13 protein-coding genes are annotated in these 18,697 nt (G+C 57.5%); 12 read left to right on the top strand and 1 reads right to left on the bottom strand.

All coding sequences use genetic code 11. The features are described 5' to 3' along the window. The first annotated feature begins 68 nt into the window (after window positions 1-68). From ACZ5TH_RS06060 to ACZ5TH_RS06005, 12 genes are all read left to right on the top strand, one after another. The gene (locus tag ACZ5TH_RS06060; protein ID WP_464794971.1) at window positions 69-2,054 is read left to right on the top strand and encodes a type IV secretory system conjugative DNA transfer family protein; all 1,986 of its coding nucleotides are present in this window, start codon (window positions 69-71) and stop codon (window positions 2,052-2,054) included. 11 nt (window positions 2,055-2,065) lie between these two features. Then, complete coding sequence (locus ACZ5TH_RS06055) at window positions 2,066-2,593, top strand: hypothetical protein (protein ID WP_464794970.1); 528 nt, start codon at window positions 2,066-2,068, stop codon at window positions 2,591-2,593. Between the two features lie 926 nt (window positions 2,594-3,519). Next, window positions 3,520-3,912 (top strand): plasmid mobilization protein, encoded by a 393-nt coding sequence (locus ACZ5TH_RS06050; protein ID WP_464794969.1) that lies wholly within the window; start codon window positions 3,520-3,522, stop codon window positions 3,910-3,912. After that, window positions 3,878-5,272 carry a relaxase/mobilization nuclease domain-containing protein gene (locus ACZ5TH_RS06045; protein WP_464794968.1) on the top strand — a complete coding sequence of 465 codons (1,395 nt, stop codon included), beginning with the start codon at window positions 3,878-3,880 and terminating at the stop codon, window positions 5,270-5,272. The genes ACZ5TH_RS06050 and ACZ5TH_RS06045 overlap by 35 nt, the downstream gene beginning before the upstream one ends. Beyond that, window positions 5,211-5,540, top strand: coding sequence for a hypothetical protein (locus ACZ5TH_RS06040; RefSeq protein ID WP_464794967.1), 330 nt, complete (start codon window positions 5,211-5,213; stop codon window positions 5,538-5,540). Before ACZ5TH_RS06045 ends, ACZ5TH_RS06040 begins: the two co-directional genes overlap by 62 nt. A 313-nt stretch (window positions 5,541-5,853) precedes the next feature. Beyond that, entirely contained in the window at window positions 5,854-8,619 is a 2,766-nt protein-coding gene (locus ACZ5TH_RS06035; RefSeq protein WP_464794966.1) for a class I SAM-dependent DNA methyltransferase, read from the top strand. After that, window positions 8,616-10,688, top strand: coding sequence for a DEAD/DEAH box helicase (locus ACZ5TH_RS06030; RefSeq protein ID WP_464794965.1), 2,073 nt, complete (start codon window positions 8,616-8,618; stop codon window positions 10,686-10,688). The genes ACZ5TH_RS06035 and ACZ5TH_RS06030 overlap by 4 nt, the downstream gene beginning before the upstream one ends. Continuing rightward, window positions 10,678-11,901, top strand: coding sequence for a GIY-YIG nuclease family protein (locus ACZ5TH_RS06025; protein ID WP_464794964.1), 1,224 nt, complete (start codon window positions 10,678-10,680; stop codon window positions 11,899-11,901). The genes ACZ5TH_RS06030 and ACZ5TH_RS06025 overlap by 11 nt, the downstream gene beginning before the upstream one ends. A gap of 26 nt (window positions 11,902-11,927) precedes the next feature. Further along, window positions 11,928-14,180, top strand: a complete 2,253-nt coding sequence (locus ACZ5TH_RS06020; RefSeq protein WP_464794963.1) for an ATP-binding protein — start codon at window positions 11,928-11,930, stop codon at window positions 14,178-14,180. Between the two features lie 250 nt (window positions 14,181-14,430). Beyond that, window positions 14,431-14,670 (top strand): hypothetical protein, encoded by a 240-nt coding sequence (locus ACZ5TH_RS06015; RefSeq protein ID WP_464794962.1) that lies wholly within the window; start codon window positions 14,431-14,433, stop codon window positions 14,668-14,670. A 162-nt stretch (window positions 14,671-14,832) separates the two neighbouring features. Beyond that, a complete protein-coding gene (locus tag ACZ5TH_RS06010) occupies window positions 14,833-15,621 on the top strand; it encodes a type IV toxin-antitoxin system AbiEi family antitoxin domain-containing protein (protein ID WP_464794961.1) in 789 nt (262 codons plus the stop codon). A gap of 4 nt (window positions 15,622-15,625) precedes the next feature. Continuing rightward, complete coding sequence (locus ACZ5TH_RS06005; protein ID WP_464794960.1) at window positions 15,626-16,543, top strand: nucleotidyl transferase AbiEii/AbiGii toxin family protein; 918 nt, start codon at window positions 15,626-15,628, stop codon at window positions 16,541-16,543. A gap of 16 nt (window positions 16,544-16,559) precedes the next feature. On the opposite strand, the gene ACZ5TH_RS06000 is transcribed toward ACZ5TH_RS06005, so the two are convergent. Further along, window positions 16,560-18,467: a GmrSD restriction endonuclease domain-containing protein gene (locus ACZ5TH_RS06000; protein WP_464794959.1), complete on the bottom strand. Its 1,908-nt coding sequence runs from the start codon at window positions 18,465-18,467 to the stop codon at window positions 16,560-16,562. Window positions 18,468-18,697: the final 230 nt, after the last annotated feature.

Below are 18,697 nucleotides of genomic sequence, written 5' to 3'. Positions count from 1 at the left end.
CAGCATATTCCTGTTGCCGACGCGCTATGCTATTTACGTCCTTGTGACTTCTTGGCGGCGCGGGGCATATGGACAAGGAAGCGCTGAGGAGATTGAAATTCTGGCTTCCTGCGGGGGCAGTGCTTTTCTTCATCTTCGTTGCCAAGGGTAATATCAATTTATTCATCTGGAATCTCCAGCGCCTAATCTTCTACCTTATTGTCATTGCAGGCGCGGTTTGGCTTTATACCCGAATGCGGGGCGGCAAGCGTGCCGATGCGGAGAAAGATTCCCTCGAAAAGCTGTTGTCTCCTTTCGGAAGCGATGGTGAAGCGCGGATCGCCGGGATTAACAAGGCGTTCGATCAGCGCACGCAGACTCTCAATTTTCCGCTGAATTTCCATGGTGCCCGCTGGCGACAGATCATTCGCTGCGACATCGGACGAACGCTTTCCGGTATGCCCGCAAAGGAAAGGGAGGCATTACGCAGCGTGCTCCTGCTCTATGTCGCGGGGCTGAATGTGAATACGCACAACACATGGATTCAGGCGCTTGGCCTAATCTATGGCGACGGCAAAGGCACCATATACGCCGGTTGGAAATACACCTGGCCGGGATATGAGGCCAACGACATCAACGAAGGCGTCAAGTGGTTGATTGGCCGCGATGGTGTGGAGCCTTCGGTGAACATGGCGCTGAGCGAACTCGCTAGCGCGGTCGAGAAGAACCCTGCTCATCCCGTTATCAAGCCCCTTAAAGCAAGTTTGCTTGGGACAGGCAGTATGGCCGAGGAATCAGGCCACTTGCTTGCGGCTGATATCCTCACCTTTCCGGGAGACGCGCTGATAGTCGGAAAGCAGGCATCGTCCGATGCAATGCTGCTCGGCTATCGGGGAGAAGGGTCTCTCATCACCGTTGCTCCGCCACGATCAGGAAAGACGCAATGCCATGTCATCCCCAATCTCCTGAATTGGCGGGGTCCGGCGGTCGTGCTCGATATCAAGGGCGAAATTCACGACAAAACAAGTTCCTGGCGGCGGCAGCATGTCGGGCCAGTTTATCGGTTCAGCCCGCTCGATCCCGATAACAGTCAGTTTTACAATCCATTGACGGCGGTTTCCCCCTTGCCGGATGACATCTGGGAGGACTCCCGCTTTCTTTCGGACATGCTCATCACGCCGGGCAGTAGCGTCAAAGACCCGTTCTGGGAGAATAGCGCCCGCGACGCACTCACCGCTGCCATCGCCTATGTGACCCATAGTCGACCGAGGCAGGATCGAACGATGTCTGCGGTACTCGACATCTTGCACGGCCTGGATTGGGATAAATTCATCATCAGCCTGCGCGAGGCGCGCGACGTCCCCGCGATGGTGAGGGTGGGGCGCTCACTTGGGGACATGGAGAGCAAAACCCGCGACGGCGTGCTCAAAACCGCCCTCTCATGGCTCGGCGCTTGGGAGGGCGCGCGAATAACGCGATCAACCGCCCGATCCGACTGGACGCCGCTCGACCTGCGCAAGCCAGAGTGCCCGACCCTTTATATTTGCATCAATCCCAACGAGATCGAAAGCTATGCGTCGCTTCTGCGTGTCGTCATCGCGCAGCACATTCGGACCCTGACGGCAAAGCTGCCAGAAGAGGGTTCCAAACCAATCCTCTTCGTGCTTGATGAGCTTCCCCGCCTTCGCCATATGCCGCCGGTTGAGGAGGCTTTGGAGATCGGCGCACAATACGGACTCAGGCTCTGGATGTTCACCCAGAATATCGGGCAGCTCGAAAACGCTTACGATAACGCGCAGGGCATGATCGGCAGTTGCGCGCTGCGCATGTTCATGAATCCGAGCCTTCAGGACGGGACAGCGCAAAAGCTTTCCGACGATCTTGGTTTTCGGGAAAGCATCATCGACGGCCAACGTGTGAAGCGCGTCGAGGCCGACGTTCTCGCGGGACCGGAATACAAGGATTCCATCGTTATCATGGCGGCGGGCGCGGCTCCCGTTCGTGCCGCCAAGCACTATGCCCATTCCGATTCCGAATTGAGCACCCGCATGGCGGTGAAGGCGGGACAAGGCTAGGAGACTGAGCCGTGGCCGATTGGAGCGACATATCGAACAATTTTGATGCAGACGCCGAGAGACGTTGGAAGGAAATGTGCGACCGCCATTTCAAGGAGCGCGTGGACCTGCACCAGGCTTTCAAGGGGGGCAGCCTCTCGAATGAAGCTTTTGAAAATAAGCTCGACGACTTCCAGAAGCGAGAACAGCAAAACCTAGAAACCTTCATGAAAAATGAAGGGGTCAGGCAAGCGGAAGTCAGAGGCGAGATCAATGAGCCGCCCTCGAAAGAACAGGTAATCGAAGCTGAGCACAAGCGGGTTCAATCGGATCGAGGTCACTTAGGAAAGGAATTACAGGAAAAGCTGGACGCAGTTCAAAAGGAAGCTGAAAGGACCATCGGGAATGCGCCGGATAATGCTGTAGAACGCGAAGCCTTCATTGCGGCGAAGCGAGAAGCCTTGGAAAAGCGCCATGAGGAAGCTTTACGCCGCTTGGAAGCAGAGGCCCAGCAACGGCTCGACCGGATGATCGAGCCCTATGGACGGGATGGTCCCTAGCGTCGCGGTAGGCAGAACTTCGAGTTGAAGTTGGCCGCTGATAGTTTTCGCGCCTCTGGCAGCTCGTGAATGAAGGACACGATTTGCGGCCATCCATCTTTCAAGGGGAGTGCGCCTATGGCGAACATTTTCCGGGGCGAATGCCACGCAACCGGCCAACAAATGCCCGCGTGCTGTGATTGCATCCGAATCGTCTCTTTCAGAAGCTTCAACGAGGCGCTTTCCTGCTCACATTGATGTGCTCTGGGATCGCGGCGTATCCTGTCACGCAGGATATCGTCAGCGAATGCCTCCTCCCTCAGTCCACGCTCACGCCAAAAATCGGCGCATTCGCCGTTGGGAGAGCCAGAGCTAGTTTCTTCATTTTCGGCCATGTGATAATTTTACCATGAGCGAGGACGGGCGGGGAAAGTTTCTTCAGAACCAAAGATATCGCAAAGGGTTAACCGCCTAGGGTTGGGTCATGCTGGAAGCTGAAGATTCTTAGATCGACGGGTCAGCCATTCTAAGGCGTGCCGAAGTGGCCGCAAATCCATTTCCATGTTAAGCTAGAAAGATGATAGCAGCGGATGCAAGCCATGCGCGGTATTACCGCGCGCTTGGCAAGGGGCGCTTCGCCCCCGTTGCATCCCCAGACCAAGGAGAGCCTTCGCGCCCTCCTGTGGAACCTCCAGAGCAGGGGATTTCCCTCCCCATGCACCCTGGACCGGGCGGTGCCAATTCCGCGAAAGGCGGAATGGCACCAGCCCTTCAAGGGAGATTTCATTCTCCCTTGGAACCCATGACCGCTGTTTCGGCGGCGGCACCGACCAAGGGCTTTCATGCCCTTTGGAAACCAGATCAGGGTTAGCGACCCTGAACCCCGGCAGGCATTTCGGCCTGCATCGACCAAGGCGATCCTTGGAACCCTTCATTTCGGAGGGCGGGTGGCGAGAGGAAGTGACAAGCGGCAACGGACGCGCATTATCACGTTCCGGGTGTCCGACGAAGAACACGCACGTTATCAGGAACGGGCTTCACGCGCAGGCCTTGCCGTGGGCGCATTTGCCCGCGCCGCCGGACTGGAAGATGCCGGACCCCGCGCTCGCCGCCGCCGTCCCGTCGAGCATCAATCACTCGCCCAGCTCATGGCCGCCATGAACCGCGTCGGCAACAACCTCAACCAGATCGCCCGTAATACAAATCTCGGCATCGACATCGATGTGCCGGACTTGCGCGATGCGTTGCACCAATACCACGCGGTGATAGCCGCCATTTACGACGCCTTGGGCATGGAGCCGTCCGGTGATTATCAAGGGAAAAAGCCGCGCAGGCCCTAGCCAGCTTGCCCACCACCTTGGCCGCGCCGACACCAACGAGCGCGTCGAAATCCTGCAACTGGATTCCGCAGGTACGCCCGCCGAAGCGTTCCGCGACTGGCAAACCTACACCCTCGCCACCAAGGGCAGGCTTGGTCTCTACCATGCCAACATCGACCCTGACGCCAAATACCAGATGACCCCAGAGCAATGGACGCGGGCGGTGGACATCCTGGAGGAGGAACTTGGCCTCCAAGGCCAGCCCCGTGCCGTCGTCATGCACGAAAAGTATGGCCGCCAGCATATCCATATCGTCTGGTGCCGCGCCGACATGGACACCATGACCCTGCGCAGCGACAGCAAGAATTTCCTCGCCCACGAAAGGGCTAGCCTGCGCATGGAGCAGGAATTCGGGCACGAGCATGTGCCCGGCAAGCACGCCAAGCGCGACCGTGAAAACCAGCCGGAGTTCCCGCGCGCGGAGACCAGTCATGACGAATGGCAGCAGGCCGAACGCGGCGGGATCGGTCATCGCGAACGCAAGGCGCAAGTGACGGCACTGTTCAAAGCCAGCGATTCCGGCACGGCTTTCAAGGCGGCGCTCGAAGATGCGGGCTATGTGCTGGCGCGCGGCGACCGGCGCGATTTCGTGCTGCTGGATGCCGATGCCAAGGTGCATAGCCTTGGCCGCCAGCTTCTCGGCGTAAAGGCGAATGAGCTTCGCGCCTTCATGGCCGATATCAGCCCCGATGCTTTGCCCTCCGTCAAGGAGGCGAGGGAGGATATCAGGGCGCAATCACGCGCCGAGCCTGCGAAGGAGGCTGCTGCACCGCAGCCCGAGGAGGATACCACCCGCGCCGATGAACTGCGCCGTGCGTTTGCCGAGCGCTACGCACAGGAGCTGCAAGAGCAGCTGCAACGCCACAATGCCGAAGTGAGCGCGTTGCAAGAGGCCAGTCACGCCGCGACAGTCAAAGCCATTGAAGATTTCACCCGCGCACGGGCGACGCAGGGCAACGACTTGTCCGAGAATGCAGGAGCGTTCGGGCGCGCCTGGCGCTCGATCAAGGAAGCGGTCAACAGTGATGCCCGTCGCGAACGTCTGGCCGAGGAGGCGAAACGCAGGGAGGAAGCTGACAACGAGCGGGAAGCAAAAGCCCGCCTTCTGGTGGCAGGGCTGGAGGCACAGCACCGGCATGAAATGGACATGTTGATCCAGCGGCAAGCGCGGGAACGTGTCAACATGCAGGCCGATCACGCCCGAGACATGGCGCGGCGATTTCACGAGCTGGAACAGGCGAAAAAGAATGAGCAGGAGTATGAGCGCCGCCGTCAGGAAGCGCTCGACCGGCAGCGCGATGGGCCAGACCGCGCACGATGAGCGGCTCGCGTTTCGTGCAATCAAAACCGAGCCGCTTTATCCGACAGATTGCCAGCACCATCGGAACTGCGACACGGGAGATCGCGCCGCGCGCCGGACGGTGCGTATCGCGATTCATGCGTCAGGCTGCATCGCGGATACCCACCCTTATCTCGCGGTTCATGTCCGTGGCGCGACCGAAAAAGAAGTCGAAAGGCGGGAAGGGCAGCGGCAGCTTGCTTGGCTCGCTGTTCGTATCGCAAATGATCCCCCGAGCGGCCAGCACTGATGATGCCGAGGGCGGGACATCGCCATTTTTTATCCCAGAGAGAAACCGGCCAGCCAAGCCGCAGCGTGGCCGGTTGCGTCCACGGTTCCGCGCTCGGGATTTCCGCAAGCCTCCTAAGCCAAAATAGGTCGCCGATACCCCAGCGCCCGCCTTTGAAAGAAAATTACCGTGACCATGTGGCATGATAGCCGCCCGGGCTTGATTCACCTATGGTCGCGGCGTTCCGGTTGACGGGGAGATTCGATCGCCGGATTTTACAAATGAGGGGGGTGATTCTCGCCCTGTGAGAGCTTAGGAATGAGAGTGCGGGCGAATGAATGCCGTTGAAATCGAAGAAGCCGTTTCTGCGTTGGCCCAGCGCCCTTTCGACAGAATTGAGTTCCCCTTTCAATTCCTCGAAGCTTTCGGAAACAAGGCCGCGACCCTTAAGCGCTTGCGGGATGGCCATACTAACAGTTCCGATGTCGGCGGGGTGCTGCAACGCAATAACATTCACATTGCGGTCGCAGATCTGGGCAATGTCTCCCATACGCTTGCCGCGCTGAAAGAAAGCCCCGCCACAGGCAGGGCAAAGGCGCAATTTGTGTTCGCAACCGATGGTCAGGTTATCGAGGCCGAGGACATCGAGTCGGGCGAAACAGTCGCTTGCAGCTTTGCAGACTTCCCCGAGCACTTCGGGTTTTTCCTGTCGCTTGCCGGGATCAGCACCGTCAAGCAGGTGCGCGACAGCTCATTCGACATTCGCGCTACCAGCCGTCTCAACAAGCTTTATGTCGAGTTGCTGCGGGAAAACCGCGATTGGAGCACCGCCGAGCGCCGCCCCGATATGAACCACTTCATGGCTCGTCTAATCTTCTGCTTCTTCGCGGAAGACACCGACATCTTTAATGGTACCGGCCTGTTCACGTCGACGGTCGACCAGATGAGCGAGAAGGATGGGTCGAACACCCACGAGGTGATCGCTGAAATTTTCCGCGCCATGAATACCGCGATCAAGGATCGACAGGCATCCGGCATCCGCCCTTACGCCAATGTATTCCCCTATGTGAACGGTGGCCTGTTTTCAGGCAGCCTAGAGGTACCACGCTTCACCCGCATTGCCCGATCCTTCCTGTTTCAGATCGGCTCCCTAAAATGGACGCAGATCAACCCCGACATTTTCGGCTCGATGATTCAAGCCGTTGCCGACGACGAGGAGCGCGGCGCGCTCGGGATGCACTACACCAGTCGCCCGAATATCCTCAAAGTCCTTGATCCGCTGTTCCTAGATAGTCTGCGGCAGCAGCTGGAGGAAGCGGGCGACAATAGCCGCAAGCTGCTCAATCTGCGCAACCGGATGGCACGCATCCGCGTCTTTGACCCGGCCTGCGGCAGCGGCAATTTCCTTGTCATCGCTTACAAGGAAATGCGTGCAATCGAGGCTGAGATCAACAAAAGGCGCGGTGAGCAAGGGCGTGCGTCGGATATCCCGCTCACGAATTTTCGCGGGATCGAGTTGCGAGATTTCCCCGCCGAGGTGGCGCGCCTCGCGCTCATTATCGCCGAATTCCAGTGCGACACGCTCTATCGTGGGCAGAAGCTCGCCCTTGCGGAATTCTTACCGTTAAATGCAGAAAATTGGATCACCTGCGGCAATGCGCTGCGTCTAGATTGGTTGAGCATTTGCGAACCGACTGGCAAAAGCAAAAGCAAAATTTTTGGCGATGACCTATTTGGCGCGCCGCTGGATCAAGCGAAAGTCGATTTCGCCAATGAAGGAGGGGAAACTTACATCTGCGGAAACCCGCCGTTCTCGGGACGGCAAAAAAGAACTGCTGAGCAACGTGACGATCTTGCAGCTGTTTATGATGGTATTCTAAGTAAATATAAAAAGCTAGACTATGTAACTGGGTGGTATGTAAAAGCTGCTTTATATTGCGAATTAACAGGCAGCCGCTTTGTTTTCGTTTCGACTAACTCTGTTTGTCAGGGTGAGCACGTAAATATCTTCTGGCCAATAGTGATGAGCCGTGGCTTGGAGATATTTTTTGCCCATCAGCCGTTCAAGTGGAACAATCTGGCGAAGCATAATGCCGGTGTCACATGCGTGATCGTGGGCGTGCGTCAGGCGTCCAGCGAGGAAAAGCACATATTCAGTAATGATCAAAAAAGATTGGCAAAAAATATAAGCCCGTATCTGATAGATATGGATAACACGATAGTGGGCGCAGCACGAACTGCGATTAATGGTCTTTCAGAAATGAAGTTCGGCAATATGCCCTACGACAACGGATCGCTAATTCTATCAGCCCATGAAAAAGACGCACTGATTAAGGCGGATAGCCGTGTAGAAAAGCTAATTTACCCGCTGTATGGTGCTGAGGAGGTTATCAACGGAAAGCACAGATGGTGCCTTTGGATCGATGACGATGATCTCGAATTGGCGTTAGGTATTGACCAAATTAGAGGTCGAATTGAAGCCGTCAAGGCATCTAGATTACAAAGCACTGACAAAGCGGGCCGCGCTCTGGCCGAGCGACCGCACCAATTTCGAGAGCGTCATAGGGCCAGTCGCTGCGCCATCGTAGTCCCGGCTGTTTCATCGGAGGGGCGAAATATTCTCCCATGCGAACTGGTCAGTGAAAGAGCAATTATCACCAATCGATGCTTTCAGATTCTAGACTCAGATTTGCTGCCTCTTTCGATTATTACTTCTCGTCTCCACTATGTTTGGACGGACACAATTGGAGGTAAATTGGAGTCTCGATTTAATTACTCTAGCACGTTAGTCTATAACACATTTCCGTTGCCCATCCTAACTGACAAGAACAAGGATGATCTGACACGTTGCGCCGAGGACATTCTGTTGGCACGGGAGGCGCATTTCCCAGCCACCATCGCCGACCTCTACGATCCTGAGAACATGCCCGACGACTTGCGTGAAGCACATGAGCGCAACGATGAGGTGTTGGAACGTATCTATATCGGGCGACGGTTCAAAAACGATACCGAACGGCTTGAAAAGCTGTTCGGGCTTTACACCAAAATGACCGCAGGAGCGGGTGCAGCCAAAATACGGAAGGTAGGGACAAACGCGTGACCATCGACAGAAAGAACGTCCCATCCGTTTCGGTAACTTATGCCCGCAATGGCGCCTCCACCAAGTCTAACACCCTTGGTATGCGCGCGATGCAGGAGCGCGCCTATGAAAAGCGCGGCGAGCAATACCTGCTTATCAAATCGCCGCCAGCGTCGGGCAAGAGCCGCGCGCTCATGTTCATCGCGCTCGACAAGCTGACCAATCAAGGTCTGAAACAGGCCATCGTCGTCGTTCCCGAGAAATCCATCGGTTCCAGCTTTGCGGACGAGCCGCTGAGCAAATATGGGTTTTGGGCGGACTGGACAGTCGCACCGAAGTGGAATCTGTGCAACGCCCCCGGCGAGGACGGCGGCAAGGTCAACAGCGTCGGCAGTTTCCTCGCCAGTGACGACAAGGCGTTGGTTTGCACCCACGCCACATTCCGCTTCGCCGTTGAGCGTTTTGGGATCGAGGCCTTCGACGGTCGCCTGATCGCCGTTGACGAGTTCCACCACGTTTCGGCCAACCCCGACAACGTGCTTGGCAAGTACCTCGGCGACTTTATCGCCCGCGACAAGGTGCATATCGTGGCCATGACGGGCAGCTATTTCCGCGGCGATGCGGAGGCCGTGCTATCTCCGCACGACGAGTCCAAATTCGATACCGTCACCTACACCTATTACGAGCAGCTCAACGGCTACGAGTATCTGAAATCGCTAGACATCGGCTATTTCTTCTATTCGGGTACCTATACCGACGATATTCTCGCGGTGCTCGATCCTTCGCAGAAGACCATCATCCATATTCCCAACGTGAATGCGCGCGAGAGCACGAAGGACAAAATCAAAGAGGTGGAGCACATCATCGGCGAGCTAGGCGAGTGGGATGGCATCGATGCCGCCACTGGCTTTCAATTGGTGAAGACACCCCAAGGCCAAATGCTTCGCATAGCCGATCTTGTGGACGATGACCCGTCCAAACGTGACCGCGTGTCCGCTGCGCTCAAAGACCCCGCACAGAAAAACAACCGCGATCATGTCGACATCATCATCGCACTGGGCATGGCCAAGGAAGGCTTTGACTGGATTTGGTGCGAACACGCGCTGACCATCGGCTATCGCGCCAGCCTGACCGAGATCGTTCAAATCATTGGCCGCGCTACTCGTGACGCACCGGGCAAGACACGCGCACGATTCACCAACCTGATTGCCGAACCTGACGCCTCCGAGGCCGCCGTGACCGAGGCGGTTAACGACACCTTGAAGGCGATCGCTGCCAGTTTGCTCATGGAACAGGTGCTGGCACCGCGTTTCAACTTTACGCCGAAGAATCCGCAGAGCGGCCCGCAGCCTGGCTTCAACTATGGTGAAGAAGGCTACCAGCCGGACAAGTGCAATGTCGGTTTTAACGAACAGACTGGCCAGTTTGAGATCGAAATCAAAGGCCTTGCCGAACCCAAAAGCAAAGAGGCGGCGCGTATCTGCAAAGAGGATTTGAACGAGGTAATCGCGAGCTTCGTTCAGGACAAACCTTCTATTGAGCGCGGCCTGTTTGACGAGGAACTTGTGCCGGAAGAACTGACCCAGCTTCGCCTCGGCAAGATTATCAAGGACAAATATCCCGAACTGGATGAAGAGGATCAGGAGGCTGTGCGCCAGCATGCCATTGCCGCCCTCAACCTCACACAGCAGGCCGCGCGAATCGCCCTTGGCGATGACAAGCGCAATGGCGACAATGACGAGCCGAGCGCTAATACCGCCCTAATCGACGGTGTGCGCAAATTTGCGATGGACGTGCGCGAACTCGACATCGACCTGATTGACCGGATCAATCCATTCCAAGAGGCCTACGCCATCTTGGCCAAGACCATGAGTGAGGAGCGGCTGAAAGACGTGCAAGCAGCCATTTCGTCACGACGCACGAGCATGACGCCTGACGAAGCGAAGGAATACGCCGTGCGCGCGGCGCGTTTCATTAAGGAGCGCCAACGTCCCCCGTCCATCACAGCATCTGATGCCTTCGAGCGAAAACTGGCCGAAGGCGCTGCTGCCTTCATGCGTTTCAAGAAGGAGGGTCGCTATGACGGATGACCTCGATCTCGACGCGCTTGCCGATCAGCTTGCTGACTTTGCACCCACCGAGAAGAAGACAGGACGCGGCCCCCGCGAAGAACGGATTATCGCTGGGTTTGAGGAGATCCAGCGATTTGTCGATGTAAATGGTCATGCGCCCCAACATGGCGAGAGCCGTGACATTTTCGAGCGCATCTACGCCACTCGCCTGGATCGCTTGCGCGCCCAAGCGGATTGTCGCGCCCTCTTAGAGCCTATGGACAGGCAACGACTTCTTGTCGGCGGAGAACCTTCGCCCACCGTCACCGACAATGAAACCGATACCGATGCACTGTTGGCTGAGCTGGAAAACGCGATGGGTAGCCCGGACATTGCCGAGCTTCGTCACGTTCGCACGAATGCTGAGAAACGCGCCGCCGAGGAAATCGCTAGCCGTGAGAAATGCGAGGACTTTGACCAGTTCAAGCCTCTGATTGAGGAAGCAAAGCGCGAGCTGAAAGACGGTGTTCGCGCTACCCGTGTCATCGATAACAGCGAAAACAGTCTGAATGAAATCAAGCCTGGCGCATTCTTCGTCGTCGGAGGTCAATTCGCCTATGTAGCTGGCGAGAGCGAGGCCTTCACAACTGAGTATCAGCGCACGGATCGCCGCGTTCGTGTCATCTATGATAACGCGACGGAGGCCACTGTTCTGTCCCGATCATTCCAAAAATCGCTCTATCGCGATACGTCGGCGCGGCGGGTTTCCGATCCCGAGGCAGGACCATTGTTCGAGCACGCGGAGCAGCCGCCATTCGCAGGGGAGCGTGAGGACGAGGATTTGGCTAGCGGGACGATTTATGTCCTGCGTAGCAAGTCAGACCATCCTGTGGTCGCAGCAAACCGTGAGGTTCTTCACAAGATCGGGGTTACGGGCGGGGATGTTGCCCGCCGTATCGCCAATGCCAAGCTCGACGCGACATTTCTTTTGGCTGACGTGGAAGTCGTGGCCACATACACGCTCTACAACATCAATCGCACTAAACTGGAAAACCTGATCCACCGTATATTTGAGTCAGCACGGCTCGACATCGAAATCAAAGATCGCTTCGGCAATCCCGTTATCCCGCGAGAATGGTTCCTCGTTCCGCGCTTCGTCGTCGACGACGCTGTGGAACGTATCAAGGACGGGACGATCACCGATTACGTCTATGATCCGCAAACCGCCAACTTGGCTCTTCGTGAGCCTTGATGTGACTTGGAGGGGGCGGAGACATAATGACATCAGACGCTAGAATTCGCGCGGTTCTTTTAATCGTCTATCTGGCGATTCTTGTATTTGTACAAGCGCAATTTATCATCACCGGCCTTACTCTCGACAATAAGGCCATGTGGCTGGTCAGCGGCGTCGTTAGCCTTCTCTTTGGGAGCAGGCTCATCAATCCGCATTTTACGCCGCCCGCCGATTCACTGACCAACGCGGTTGCCGCATCGCTGGCGATCTTACCCGCCGTTCCAGTCATTACGAGCTGGACGCCCGATGCCTGGGTGCTTGGCTGTGCGGTCAGCCTGTTTGCGCTTGTGGCGGCAGTGTCGCTGCTTGTTTTGATTTTCCGCCCTTCGCCGGGTATAGAGCCGGGGCTGTTTTGGCGCTTTTGCGAGCGGGCAGTGAAGGGGCTTGGCAGTCCCAACATCATCTTCACCGCCCTTATAATCGTCGCGGTTTGGCTGTTTCACCGGGACCAGCCTATCGAGGTGTTCGCGATCCTGACTACGCTCGCGGTGATCGTCATCATCCGACCGCTGGAATCGATTGTCGATTACATTGCCGCACTTTGGAGCCAGCGACCGCCTCTGCGCCGCGAGGACGTCGTGGGAACAGTTGCCGCTCACCAGTCTCCAGGAATCGTGCTCGTCCGACAGGTCGAACCCAAGACCATTTCTCGTGGCACCCCAATGGTCGTCGCCGACCAGCATGGTCCAGAACAGCTTGGCGTTGCGTTAAACTATGTCGGACGCGACGAGGGCAATTTATTGCGCGTCCTAACGGCACCATTGCCGCAATCGCTCGCTTCCTACGCCAGCCAGCTTCCTGCCAAGTCGCAGGGCGCGTTGGCCGTGTCCATTGCTGTGCCACCTGAGGAGGCAGAGCAGATTCAGGCCCTGCAATGGATAGGTCGACTTTGCGGCATCGTGGATAGCGATACCAGCACAGAATACCTCCAGTTCGAGGTTATCAATGACACCGGCCTTGCAGAAGGGAGCTTGATTGAGGCCCGCATCGGCGATGAGCGCCGCGTGATCTATCAAGTTGTTGACGGGATCACCCGTGAGGAAGTGGTTCAGCAGAAAAATAAGTACGGCTACGCTCGCGCCAAAGCTCGCAAAATTGGCACATGGGATTCCAATGAGCAGAAGTTCTGTCCCGTTCCATGGCTGCCGCGCATCAACGCTCCCGTATTCATGCTTGAAAACGAGGACGTCGCGCCGGAAGGCGATTGCATCGGCTACTTCCCGTCAACACCCTACGGAATCCGCCTAAACCCGTCCGAATGCGTCACGCACAACACCGCTATACTTGGCATCCTTGGCGTCGGCAAAAGCTATTTGTCTATTGAACTTGTCGAGCGCATGATCGCGCAAGGCATCAAAGTTCTCTGCCTCGATTTGACAAACCAATACCAGCAGCTTTTGACCGATTTTATCGACGTGGCGCACGAGCAGATCAAACGCGACGAGCTTGTTGCCGCAGGACAAGGTGGTGTTGCCCATCAGAACCGAGAGCTTGGCGGCTCCCGCCGCGCGTTTAAATTGGCCGTGGTGCAGCAAATGCGCGAATTTTTGGCTGACGGCGATGACCACTATTTGCGTGTTTACAACCCGGCTCAATTCCGTGTGACCAAGCAGGTGTCCGGGATGTTTCAGGGCAACGCCGAGCTTGCGCACCTGACAGCCTCCGAGATCACCGCGATCTTCTCCGACGCCGCACTATTCGTTTGCCAGGAGAAAGGCATGACCGACACCGCTCGCCTTTGCCTTGTCTATGAAGAGGCCCACTCGCTCGTTCCCGAATGGAACTCCGTTGCTGCGGATGGCGACAAGCAGGCGACCGCGACGAGCGCCCGAGCCATCCTGCAAGGCCGTAAATATGGACTTGGCTGCCTTCTTATCACGCAGCGCACCGCTAACGTCACTAAGACGATCCTAAACCAATGTAACACGATCTTCGCCATGCGGACCTTCGACGACACTGGCAAGGATTTCCTCGGCAACTACATCGGCTCCGATTACGCCAACGTCCTACCATCACTCCAACCGCGACATGCCGTGGTGTACGGCAAGGCTTCATCCTGCGAAAACCCCGTCCTAATCCGCCTAAACGATCAAGACGCTTTCCGGCAGCGGTTTAGGCCAGCAAACCCGCCGCGCCAGCCGCAGCCTATTCCAGGTGAAGACGTGGCGGCTCCTGAAGGCGACGACATAGCAGTAATTGAAGATGGAGCCGCGCCCGAAGCCCAAGTTCACGAATAGAAGAGGGGGGCTTTGTCGCCATGGCTGCATTGTTCTCCGGGTCGGCGTCCGCTTGAACCATAACGGCCTCATGTGTGGATTCACTGGCTTGGCCAGGTCGGGCGTCAATCGCGGGCGCTTCCGCGACTGGCGTCTTGTGCAGCTTCCCCTGTCGGGTTCCCATCCGGTCAGCATGACCCCGCGACCTCTGGGCCGCGCCTTGTTCTCCACATCGGCCGCAACGGTTGCGGCTCATACAAGGAGAACAGACATGACAACGCAAACCATCAACAGCCCCGCCTTCATTCTTTATCGCGTCGATGGCGAAGGGCAGGCCGCAAACTGGACAAAAATCGGTGCAGCTTGGCCGAACCGCGACGGAAAAGGCTTCAACATCCGCTGCGAAGCCGTTCCCTTGCAGGGCAGGATCGTCATGCGCGCTTATGTCCCCAAGCCGGACGCCGCAGCGCCAAAGGCTCGGGCTTCCGCCAAGAAGGCCGGTGGGCGCTAAGCGCCCCCGGCTATCCGGCTGTCACGGTAAATTTGGCTTTCGTCTGCCAAAGCAGCTGATGCTATGCCGGTTTATGGATATGTATATATACTAAGTATGACTTAGTGTATGAGGTGAATTATAAACTGGACGATGGTTTAAGAATGTGCCACAATACTAAGTATGGCTAAGCGTTCTGACAGTAAGTTAAACCGGCTCCAGCAAGAACTCCCCGAGGGACTCTTGGCCGATGCGGCTTGGATGGAAGCGCACGGCTATTCGTCGGCGCTGCGCAGCCAGTATGTCAGCGCAGGCTGGCTCGACAGTCCGGCGCGGCGCGTCTATCGCCGCGCGCGCGCGCCGCTCACATGGCAGCAGGTCGTCATCTCGCTTCAAACCGTGCTGGATTTGCCGCTCACCGTCGGCGGACGCACGGCGCTCGAACAGCTGGGCTATGCCCATTATCTTTCAGCATCGGTGCGGGAGGTTCATCTCTATGGCGCGAAACGCCCGCCCACCTGGCTTGACAGCTTGCCGCTGGAGGTGGCCTTTTGCTGGCATAACAGCCTGCGGCTGTTCCCCGGCGATGCCGGTGTACAAGTCCAGCCAGCCCCTGTCATGGTCAGTGCCGCTGGCATGACCCTGCCCATACAGTATTCGAGCAAGGAACGCGCTGTTCTCGAATTGCTTGACGAACTGCCCGAGCATGAGAGTTTCCATCAGGCCGATGCGCTGATGGAGGGCATGAGTGACCTCAGCCCCAAGCGCCTGCAAACCCTTTTGGAAGCCTGCGCCAGCGTCAAGGTGAAGCGGCTGTTCTTGTTCTTCGCCGACCGCCACGCCCATGCGTGGCGCGCGCGGTTGGATGTCTCGCGGGTCGATCTCGGGGCAGGGAAGCGCGTCCTTGCGAAAGGCGGCAAGCTCGACACGCGCTACAATATCACCGTCCCCCCTGAATTTGCGGGGCATTGAAGTCATGGCGTTTTTGGACAGCTACCGGCAGCAGGTCGCCCTACTTATCCGCGTGATTCCTTTCGTCGCCGCAGAGAAGGTCTTTGCCCTCAAGGGCGGTACGGCGATCAACCTGTTCGTGCGCGACATGCCGCGCCTTTCGGTCGATATCGACCTTACCTATTTGCCGGTCGAGGACCGCACCGCGTCGCTGGCCGCCATCGACGCGGCCATGATGCGGATCAAGGAGCGGATCGAGAAGGGGATGCCCGACTCCCGGGTCAATGCTTCGCGCTCGGCGGATGAGAAAATCGTCACCAAGCTGATCGTGCGTGCAGGCGAGGTGCAGATCAAGATCGAGGTGACGCCGGTGTTACGCGGCACGGTGTACGAGCCGGTCGTTACCGGTGTCGTTGATGCCGTTGAAGACGCCTTTGGTTTTGCCGAAATGCAGGTGGTGTCATTCGCCGATCTTTATGCAGGGAAAATAGTGGCGGCGCTCGACCGCCAGCACCCCCGCGACCTGTTTGATGTGCGCGACCTGCTCGCCAATGAAGGCGTCACGGATGAGCTGCGCCGAGCTTTCCTGATCTATCTCGCCAGCCACAACCGCCCGATGGCAGAGGTGTTGGCACCGACCCGAAAGCCCCTGGCCGAGGAGTTTGAGCGCGGATTTGTCGGCATGACGCAAGAGCCGGTCACCATGGCCGAACTTGAAGCTGCGCGGGAGGCGATCATCGCCGCGATGGTCGCAGACATGCCGGAATCCCACCGCCAATTCCTGCTTGGCTTCAAGCGCGGGGAACCGGACTGGACGTTGCTAGGCGTGGAGGGCGCGCAGAACCTGCCCGCCGTCCTTTGGAAGCAGCGGAATCTCGACAAGCTGCCCGCCGACAGGCGGCGGGAACTGGCAGAGGCACTTGAAAAGGTGCTGTTCCCCTAGGAACAGCGACCCCGTTTTAAGCAACTGCATCAACCAACATGGCCGCGTCGGAATCGTCGCTGTCCTCCACATCCTCGCCTTCCTCTGGGACATTGCCGCTATAAGCGGCTTTGCCCATTGCCTGTTCGATCAGGCCGAGCAGCCGTTTTTGGCGATCCTCCATGAATGCCTCGAACTTGTCGGCGCGCAGCAGTGCGGGATCGATCAGGTGTGAGCGGAGATAGCTATCCAGCTTATCGGGCGCGATTGGTGGTGTGGAACTGTTGCCGTTTTCCAGCTTCGCCAGATATTCGCTGGGCGCGACCCCGCCGATGATCCTGTTCGTGCGATAGGACAGGGGCGTCTTGTTGATGATGGAATCGAATATGGCGGGCTTGATGCCTTGTGTCTTGCACCAGTCTTGCGGGAAGATGTGGTGGATATCGACGTTCTCACCGAAAAACACGGTGTGGTCGAATTTCTGACCCGACCGGAAATCCTGGGCACCCTCCTTCATAAGGAGGGCGTTCATGCCCTTATAGGCAGCAGACAAACGCATCCGCATGGTTTTCAGGCGGTCGAAGCGAAATATGGTCTCGCTGACGGTCGAAGGCTCCAGCCCGCCGCTGATCCAGCGCGGGACTTCAAGGAAATCTTTGGCGATACGGGTTTCGACCGTCGATCCATACAGCTCACCGAAAACCCCATTCCAATACCACTGCACCAGCTTGGCGCGGTTGGCTTCGTGCTCCCACGCGTCGCCGATGTCTGCGAGGATCGCCGCCAGCGGCACGATTTGGGACTGATACGGCAGGTCGAAAATGCGGTAGATGTGAAGCGTATGCAGGAATTTAGCCGCCTGCACGAAACCGCGCTCCACCTGTTTCTCATATTTTTTGTAGGCATCCAGCGGCAGATCGAGCAGCGCTTGCCTGTTCCCCGAGACTGCGGGCAGTTCCTTGCCGATCTTGCCAGCCTGTTCGGCGGCGCGTCGCCGGTCGCGCGTGTAAAACAGGGAAATCGCTTGCAAGAAATCCGTGTTGCCGACCCCGGCGAGGATACCGGCATTGGAATCCGCAGGACGCAAGGTATCCGCCAAGCGCTGATGGCGGCCTTTGACCCCCTCATCGCCATACCAGTCCTTGCGCAATTCGTGCCCATCGGCTGCATACATCGCCGTGACCAGCTCGAAGGCATCGAGGGCTTTGCCGCCCGTGTTGACCTTCTCGAAAACCACGCAGACGGCGGCTTTGGAGGTTGCGCGGTCGAGCGCGATCACAGGCACGCGGAACATCTTGAAGTTTTCCAGGACGTCTTTTTTGAAGGTGCGGAACTGTTCGCGGACGGCCTTGTGCTCTTCCCCTGACCAGTGATCGTTGAAGCCATCCTGCCACGTGTCCCAGTCGAAGACCTGATTGACCGGGAACATGAGCGCGCCATATTCCTTTTCTGGCGTTGAGAGATCGAGAGTGACTTCGCGACCGAAAGCCGTCCGTTCCTTGCGATCTTCCGGAACGCCAATTACCGCTTCCTCACGATCCGCCGTCTCGTCAATCGCCTTGGCGATATCGATGTAGAACCAGCGTTTTACCCGCTTGTTTTTGGGGGTGACGGTTTCGACGACCTTGCCGCGCAATGTCACTTGATAGAGCGAGGTCATGCGCTGCTGGCCGTCGAGCAGCAGCGACTGCGGCTCAGTCTGACGGGCTTCTGGCGGTGCGCCCTCGACAGGGCGCGGCTTGAAATTGACTGCGCCGCCTGTGTCCAGAGACATGAGCGCTCCAACAGGGAAAGCGCGCGAAATCGAGGCGATCAGGCTCTTGATACGGTCTTCGTCCCAGACCCAGCTGCGCTGGAAGTCCGGCAATTGGATGATGCCCCGGTGGCACTCATCGAGCAGCCGGTGAAGGTCGATCGGATTGGTCTGGAAGGTTGATCCCGCCATTTGCTTTTGCCCCCATATTATTTGCCCTGCCGCCGCCTTGATAGAGGCAGAATCGGAACCGTCATGTAACAGTATACTATGGTGCTGAAAGGCAATTTAAGTGCCAATTCCCGTTTGGCGTCCCCTGATGGTCGGGCTCTATCGCTGGCGCGACGGAACCCGTTTGGCGGTTTCCGCCCATGGGGGTAACGATCCCTGACGCGGGCGGGGCGTCCCGCCCCTTCAAGGCT

Source organism: Sphingobium sp. TomTYG73 (assembly GCF_055394245.1).
Note: the sequence above shows the minus strand (reverse complement) of the source record. Positions and strands in the feature narration are given on the sequence as shown.

What these genes read in the sequence shown, in the direction of transcription:
- ACZ5TH_RS06060 (WP_464794971.1), top strand. Translation starts at nt 69, where the DNA reads ATGGACAAGGAAGCGCTGAGGAGATTGAAATTCTGGCTTCCTGCGGGG.
- ACZ5TH_RS06015 (WP_464794962.1), top strand. Translation starts at nt 14,431, where the DNA reads ATGACAACGCAAACCATCAACAGCCCCGCCTTCATTCTTTATCGCGTC.
- ACZ5TH_RS06035 (WP_464794966.1), top strand. Translation starts at nt 5,854, where the DNA reads ATGAATGCCGTTGAAATCGAAGAAGCCGTTTCTGCGTTGGCCCAGCGC.
- ACZ5TH_RS06040 (WP_464794967.1), top strand. Translation starts at nt 5,211, where the DNA reads ATGAGCGCCGCCGTCAGGAAGCGCTCGACCGGCAGCGCGATGGGCCAG.
- ACZ5TH_RS06000 (WP_464794959.1), bottom strand. Translation starts at nt 18,467, where the DNA reads ATGGCGGGATCAACCTTCCAGACCAATCCGATCGACCTTCACCGGCTG.
- ACZ5TH_RS06025 (WP_464794964.1), top strand. Translation starts at nt 10,678, where the DNA reads ATGACGGATGACCTCGATCTCGACGCGCTTGCCGATCAGCTTGCTGAC.
- ACZ5TH_RS06010 (WP_464794961.1), top strand. Translation starts at nt 14,833, where the DNA reads ATGGCTAAGCGTTCTGACAGTAAGTTAAACCGGCTCCAGCAAGAACTC.
- ACZ5TH_RS06005 (WP_464794960.1), top strand. Translation starts at nt 15,626, where the DNA reads ATGGCGTTTTTGGACAGCTACCGGCAGCAGGTCGCCCTACTTATCCGC.
- ACZ5TH_RS06020 (WP_464794963.1), top strand. Translation starts at nt 11,928, where the DNA reads ATGACATCAGACGCTAGAATTCGCGCGGTTCTTTTAATCGTCTATCTG.